General features: G+C 60.3%; 6 protein-coding genes. 3 read left to right on the top strand and 3 right to left on the bottom strand.

Going from position 1 to position 5,344, the window contains the following annotated elements; genetic code table 11:
* The first annotated feature begins 53 nt into the window (after positions 1-53).
* Entirely contained in the window at positions 54-596 is a 543-nt protein-coding gene (locus ACIREA_RS25895; RefSeq protein ID WP_397385220.1) for a response regulator, read from the top strand.
* 322 nt (positions 597-918) lie between these two features.
* Here the strand turns inward: ACIREA_RS25895 and ACIREA_RS25900 are convergent, their stop codons facing one another.
* Complete coding sequence (locus ACIREA_RS25900) at positions 919-1,848, bottom strand: amidohydrolase family protein (protein WP_397385216.1); 930 nt, start codon at positions 1,846-1,848, stop codon at positions 919-921.
* An 80-nt stretch (positions 1,849-1,928) separates the two neighbouring features.
* Here ACIREA_RS25900 and ACIREA_RS25905 point away from each other — a divergent pair, with 80 nt between their 5' ends.
* Both ACIREA_RS25905 and ACIREA_RS25910 read left to right on the top strand, forming a co-directional pair.
* Positions 1,929-2,528: a TIGR00730 family Rossman fold protein gene (locus ACIREA_RS25905; protein ID WP_397385221.1), complete on the top strand. Its 600-nt coding sequence runs from the start codon at positions 1,929-1,931 to the stop codon at positions 2,526-2,528.
* 741 nt (positions 2,529-3,269) lie between these two features.
* Positions 3,270-4,280 carry an NAD(P)-dependent alcohol dehydrogenase gene (locus ACIREA_RS25910; protein ID WP_397385217.1) on the top strand — a complete coding sequence of 337 codons (1,011 nt, stop codon included), beginning with the start codon at positions 3,270-3,272 and terminating at the stop codon, positions 4,278-4,280.
* A 12-nt stretch (positions 4,281-4,292) separates the two neighbouring features.
* Here ACIREA_RS25910 and ACIREA_RS25915 read toward each other — a convergent pair whose 3' ends face one another.
* Positions 4,293-4,700 carry a hypothetical protein gene (locus tag ACIREA_RS25915; protein ID WP_397385218.1) on the bottom strand — a complete coding sequence of 136 codons (408 nt, stop codon included), beginning with the start codon at positions 4,698-4,700 and terminating at the stop codon, positions 4,293-4,295.
* A 118-nt stretch (positions 4,701-4,818) separates the two neighbouring features.
* Positions 4,819-5,344: ATP-dependent helicase C-terminal domain-containing protein (locus ACIREA_RS25920; protein WP_397385219.1), on the bottom strand; the 526-nt coding region annotated here is incomplete at its 5' end.

Raw genomic sequence — 5,344 nt, forward strand, 5'->3', positions numbered from 1 at the left:
CAGGCAACAGACACACTCCCAATTTTATGGCCGATCTAGCAGCACCCGAACTCATGACCGTGAAAGAGACCGCGGAATACCTCCGCATCCCTCTTCCAACGGTTTATTACCTCGTCCAGCGTGGCCAGTTGCCCGCTGTGCAAATCGGTGGCCGCTGGCGCATCAAGCGCAGCCTGCTTGACCGCGACGTGCTGCGCAAGGAAGACGAAGCCGGACAGCCAACGGTCATGGTGGTCGATGACGATCCCGCCCTGCAGGCCCTCTTCAAGCAGTTCCTCAAGAAGGCTGGTTTCGGACGCCTCGTCGTCGGCACCGGCGCTGAAGCCATCACCATGGCGAAGAAGCAGAAGTTTGACTTCGTCTTCCTCGATCTCAAGCTCCCGGACGTTCCCGGAGATGAAGTGTATTCCCAGCTCAAGGCGCTGTATCCGGATCTCCCCATCGTGGTGATCACCGGCTACCCAGACAGCGAAATCCTCAGCCGCATCCTTTCCCACGGACCGGTGACGGTGATCAAGAAGCCGATCGAGTACGATCAGCTCAATCTCGCCGTGAAGCAGCTCGGCCACAAAGGCACCGAAGCCGCAGCCGCCTGAGTTTAGGACAGCCAAGTCACTCTCCCCACTTCAGCCCCGTCAGCATTGCTGGCGGGGCTTTTTCGTGCGGAGCGCGGAATTTATTCCGCACCACTCCGCAAGCACACACTGACCCGAGCTTTTGATACGGGCCACTTTGAGCCATGGATTTCGTGAATGCGAGGTAGTCTCAGAGAAGCTCATCCTCGGTGAGATGAGAGCGATTCGCAGATAAGAATCTGGCACTTCGGCGGAGTGCTGCGGACTGGAAGTCCGCGCTCCTTGGTCGCCTAGTGTCCTCGACCCTCAGCGAATGAAGGGGCGTCTTTCAGACTGAGTCCCCTCACACCGCCGCCGCCGAGAAAAACACCTTCTCCGCCGTGCCGCGCAGCATCCATGCTTTGTCCTGCTCGCTGAGGAAATCGAGACGATCCCGGATGATCGCGATGGCGTTGTGGTAGTTGTGCCCGTGCTCCACCTGGAAGGGGCAGTCGCTGGCCCACATCACGCGCTGGGGGCCGAAGGCATCCCGCACCTGCCGCACCAGCGGGCCCATATCAGTATAAGGAGCCTTCTTGGCACCCAGGGCATAGAAGGCGGAGGCCTTCACGTGCGTTTTGGCATGCCGGGCCAGACGCAGCAGGTTTTGCACCTCCTCAGGCTTGGCCGGCCCTGCCATGCCCAGACGGGCGAAATGATCCACCACCACGCCGGTGTCCGGGTACCACTCGCACATCTTGTCCAGCAGCGGCAGCGTGTCCGGATTGATCAGCGGGCAGACGTTCACCTTCAGCTCCGCCGCCGTCTTCCAAAGCGTGGCCATGCCCGGGGAACCCAGCCAGTCAGAGAGGTTCTTTACCTTGCCGGGGCTGATGCGGAAGCCGCGCACGCCCTGCTTCACCAGGCTGCGCATGGTGTCAGCCAGGCCTGCCGCGTGCTCGTCCACGATGGCCACGCCGCTGAAGACACCGGGATGCGCACGCATCATGTCCAGCATGTAGCTGTTGTCCGTCTGGTAGTAGCTCATCTGAATGAGAACGATGCGGTTCACCCCTTCCGGCTTGCAGTGGGCAAACAGCTGCTCCGGCGTGAAGCTCGGCGGCTGCATGTCGCTGACGGCAAACCCACGGGCCAGCGGATACTTCTGCACATCGGGCGTCCACACATGCACATGCGCATCGATCCAGTTCCCTTTTCCTGAAGGTGAGAGAAGATTGCAGCCCGTGAGGGCGGCGGCAGCGGAGGCAAGGAAGGAGCGGCGTGTCTGTTTCATGTTTCTATTAATCGTAGCGAAGAACTTCCCTTTTGCGCAAGCCTTTGCACCCGCAGCAGAAATCATTCATCATGCCCGCTATGTCCCGACTGCGCCGAATCTGTGTTTACTGTGGTTCTTCCTCTGGCAGCGATCCCCGCCATCGCGCCGCCGCGCATGATCTGGGTGCGTTTCTCGCGCAGAGCGGCATCGGGCTCGTCTATGGCGGTGGCAATGTGGGCCTGATGGGAGCCATTGCGGACGGGGCGCTTTCGCAAAAGGGAGAGGTCATCGGCGTGATCCCACGTTCGCTCATGGAAAAAGAACTCGGCCACGGCGGCGTCACCCAGCTCCACGTCGTCGGCAGCATGCACGAGCGCAAGCAGCTCATGGTGGACCTCAGCGACGGCTTCATCGCCCTGCCCGGCGGCTTTGGCACGCTGGATGAGCTGTTCGAGACCCTCACCTGGCTGCAGCTCTCTTTTCACGATAAACCCGTGGGCCTGCTCAATGTGGGCGGCTTTTTCGATGGCCTGATCGAATTCATCTCTCAAATGAGCCAGAGCGGCTTCCTCAAGCCTGAGCACGCCGCCTGCGTCCTGGTTGAGACTCAACCCGCCGCCCTGCTGGCCCGCATGGAGGCCTTCCGGCCGCCGGATTTGGGCAAATGGATCGAGAAACTGGCCGCTGAGGCACGCTAGTACTGGGCACGCCGGGCACGCTCCCTTTCGTCACATCGCATTTGCCCCAGAGGGCATCCGATTGTTCGCAGTTTCTCCCTACGCAAATGGGAGTTCTTGACAGGTTATTCACAAACAATTGAGAGCTCTCATTTCTGTGTCTTGCGGAATCAAAAGCTAGAAACTTTCCCCAAGATTTTGTCATGAGTCAGGAAGAAAACCTTGAGCGTGGAACCCTTGTGTTTGAATCGTGGAACGTGCAGGGATCGGTCAGTGTGAAACGATTTCGACACTCAATAGGCCAGCCACCTAGCTAGGCAGCCGACTCTAGGAACCCTCATCCAGAGAGCCAATAACATTTTTAGTTTATTGCCAATCAGCGATCTACGAGATATTAACACAGGAAAAAATCAGCCGCTGCCGCCCCAATTGGCAGCTACCATCTCCTCAGTAGGTGGCCATGGAAGGCAGAGAGGCCGTGCTTCGGATGAACCACCTTTTGCCACCTATGGATTTCATGGCGCAATTATTTCGTTTGCAACATAAACACTTTCATTTTTGACAATCGGACCTTTCTCGTTCTGCCTTGGCATTCCCTTTCTGTGAATCGCAAGCAAATTGTTCACATCCGATGTTGAGAATCTTTTTCTGCACCGGCAGATCCTCGGAAATCTTTGTTTCTGAGCAGCTTGGAAGCCTCACTTCCGCCTTGTTGCCGCAGTGAGTTCCGTTAGCCTCGCCAGCAAGTCCTCCCTCCCCCTTATGAACGCCTATCAAATCACCGGAACCACCGGCCTCGACTCCCTGCGGGCCGTGACCCTGCCAGACCCCACGCCCGGCCCCGGGGAAGTTTTGGTCCGCATCCAGGCCACCTGCCTGAACTACCGGGACTACATGAACGTCATGGGCATCCGTGGCGTGACCGGCCCGGTGCCACGCATTCCCTGCTCCGATGGCGCGGGTGAGGTGGTGGCCGTGGGCGCAGGCGTCACCCAGTTCAAACCCGGCGACCGCGTCGTCTGCCCCTTCATGCCCACCTGGCTGGACGGGGAATTCAGCCAGGCCCATGCCTCCGGGGCCCTCGGCGGTGCCGTAGACGGCCTTTTGCGCGAGCTGGCGGTCATCCGCGCCGAGAGCCTGCTGCCCATCCCCGACTACCTTTCCACCGAAGCCGCCGCCACCCTGCCCTGCGCCGCAGTCACCGCCTGGGATGCCCTGCACTGCCGGGGCGACTTGAAGGCGGGAGAAACCGTCCTCATCCTCGGCACCGGCGGCGTCTCGGTCTTCGCCCTGCAGTTTGCCAAGCTGGCCGGTGCCCGCGTGCTGGCCACGACGAGCTGCGACATCAAAGCCAAGCACCTCCTCCAACTCGGGGCCGATGCGGTGCACAACTACAAGACCGATCCCGACTGGGACACGTGGGCCGTCAAGCAAACCGGTGGCCTGGGCGTGGACAAGGTGGTCGAGATCGGCGGCGCGGAAACGCTCAATCGCTCCCTCAAAGCCACGCGCTTCGGCGGCCACATCGCCCTCATCGGCGTGCTCACCGGCACCAGCGCGGAAGTACAGACCGTGCAGATCCTGCGCAAAGGCATCCGCCTGGACGGCATCTACGTCGGCTCACGCGAGATGTTTGCCCAGATGCTCGCTGAAATGGAGCGCGTGAAACTGCAGCCCGTCATCGACTCCACCTTTGAGTTCAAAGACGCCCCGGCAGCCTTCCAGCGCATCGCGAGTGGGAAGCACTTTGGAAAGATTGTGGTTCGGGTGTGAAGCTGCTTTCGACTAGCTCCCACAGCCTTGTGTTGCCTGCTCCATGGCTTCCTCCAGCCAACTGCGAAACTCCTCGGTGTCACGCGGACGGGGAAACTCACGCGTTTTAGCTGAGCCCAGTTCTTCCAAGGCCTCGGGACAAGCCAGCGCCACCAGCCCATCCATGGCCTGCCGCCAGACGGCCTTCTCCCCTTCTCGCAGGGCCTCCCCAAGGAAAGGGATGACCGAGTGCTGGCGGTGCTGCCAGATCACATGGAGGAGAAAGTCACGCAGGTCCGGATCCGTGGCCGCACGAAACTCCGCTATCAGCTCTGGAAGCGCCTCATGGTTCATTTCAGTCAGACCACAGAATGCATTCTCGGCGTCATCTTGGCGGTAACGCTCAAGGTAGTAGGCAATGTGGGAGGCGAAGGCGGACATGGACGTTGTGACGTATCGCAAAACTCATCTAGATCAAGCAGGCTGAAGTGCCCAGAGATGCTCCCCATTTGGAGTGCGGTTTGCGCAGTCCATATCAGACGCTTCGCGCACGCGACATCTACCGCCACAACAACCCCGAAAATTTCTTCGCCACCGCCTGCCGATGCTTCGGCCATTCACGCGCGACAAAAGCAGGCCAGTCCTTCGTGGTAGCCAGCTTCTTCCCATCTGGCGTGCAGAGAATGAGCATCACCGGCAGCCGCCCCTCGCACAGCGTCGGATGCTCCGTGAGCGCGAAGCACTCGTGCAGCTTCACCTGCACTTCCGGTGACTCGCCCGCATAGGAGACCTTCAGGCTCCCACCTGCGGGCCATGGGATGGAGAGCGGCACCAGTTCATCCAGCCAGCTCACCTGCCCCTGGGCCAGATGCTGGTGGAAGGCGGCCATCAGCGGCGCAGCTTGGGCATCCTTCACCAAGGAGAGGCCTTTAAATGCACGGGCGAGGCACGCGGTGACGGCCTCCGCATCAAAGCGCGGAAACTCCAGCTCGGGCAAGGTGGCGTGAACGAGATCCACCCGGGCCATGAACTGCTTCAGCCGGTGGTCCATCAGCGGCAGATCAAAGGCTCCCGCACGCTGCGCC

It is taken from the genome of Prosthecobacter sp. (assembly GCF_044373815.1).
Classification (GTDB): Bacteria; Verrucomicrobiota; Verrucomicrobiia; order Verrucomicrobiales; family Verrucomicrobiaceae; genus Prosthecobacter.

What these genes read in the sequence shown, in the direction of transcription:
- ACIREA_RS25915 (WP_397385218.1), bottom strand. Translation starts at nt 4,700, where the DNA reads ATGTCCGCCTTCGCCTCCCACATTGCCTACTACCTTGAGCGTTACCGC.
- ACIREA_RS25905 (WP_397385221.1), top strand. Translation starts at nt 1,929, where the DNA reads ATGTCCCGACTGCGCCGAATCTGTGTTTACTGTGGTTCTTCCTCTGGC.
- ACIREA_RS25910 (WP_397385217.1), top strand. Translation starts at nt 3,270, where the DNA reads ATGAACGCCTATCAAATCACCGGAACCACCGGCCTCGACTCCCTGCGG.
- ACIREA_RS25895 (WP_397385220.1), top strand. Translation starts at nt 54, where the DNA reads ATGACCGTGAAAGAGACCGCGGAATACCTCCGCATCCCTCTTCCAACG.
- ACIREA_RS25900 (WP_397385216.1), bottom strand. Translation starts at nt 1,848, where the DNA reads ATGAAACAGACACGCCGCTCCTTCCTTGCCTCCGCTGCCGCCGCCCTC.